Below are 598 nucleotides of genomic sequence, written 5' to 3'. Positions count from 1 at the left end.
AAGTCGGGGCTGGCCTCGCTGAGCGTGAAGGTGATCACCTCGCTGGTGGTGACGGTGCCCGAGCCTGCGCGGGTGACGGCCACCGTGATGGCCGTGGTGTCCAGCGTGGCGCTGTCGCTCACCGTGGCGGTGCCCAGGTTGCCTGCAATGTCGGTCAGCTTGGCGGTCACGGTTTGTGTGGCGCCTTCGGCTGGCTTGGCAAAGGTGGCCTCCACAAAGCCTGCGGTCACCATCGCCTGCGTCAAGGTGATGGGGGTGTTGGTGGTGCCGTCGCTCAGCGTGATGACCATGCCCACCTTGGCCAAGGCGGTGTCAAACGTGGCGCGGCTGGTGAAGGTGGTCGCGGCGCCCAGCTCGGCCTTGTTGACAAAGGTATTGTTGTTCGCATCGGTGGTGATGCTCAGGCCCAAGTTGATCTCGGCGGGTGTGCCCACCGAGGTGTCGATGACCACGGGCTGGATGTCGTAACCCCCGTTGGTGCCGTTGACCGGCGCGGCCGTGTTGATGGCCGTGGTGCCGGTGGCGCTGACGATGGTTGCCTTGAGGATGTAGGTGCCGGGGTTGCGCGAGGCGTCTGTCCAGGTCCATGCGCCGGTGC

General features: G+C 65.9%; 1 protein-coding gene. It reads right to left on the bottom strand.

Annotated features, from left to right (window positions below; translation table 11 throughout):
* The coding region (locus tag B9Z49_RS21970; protein WP_158273579.1) for a hypothetical protein at positions 1–598 on the bottom strand (598 nt) is incomplete at both ends.

It is taken from the genome of Limnohabitans sp. 2KL-51 (assembly GCF_003063645.1).
In the GTDB taxonomy this organism is placed as follows: domain Bacteria; phylum Pseudomonadota; class Gammaproteobacteria; order Burkholderiales; family Burkholderiaceae_C; genus Limnohabitans_A.
The sequence above is the reverse complement of the archived record's forward strand: the minus strand, read 5'-3'. Positions and strand labels throughout refer to the sequence as shown.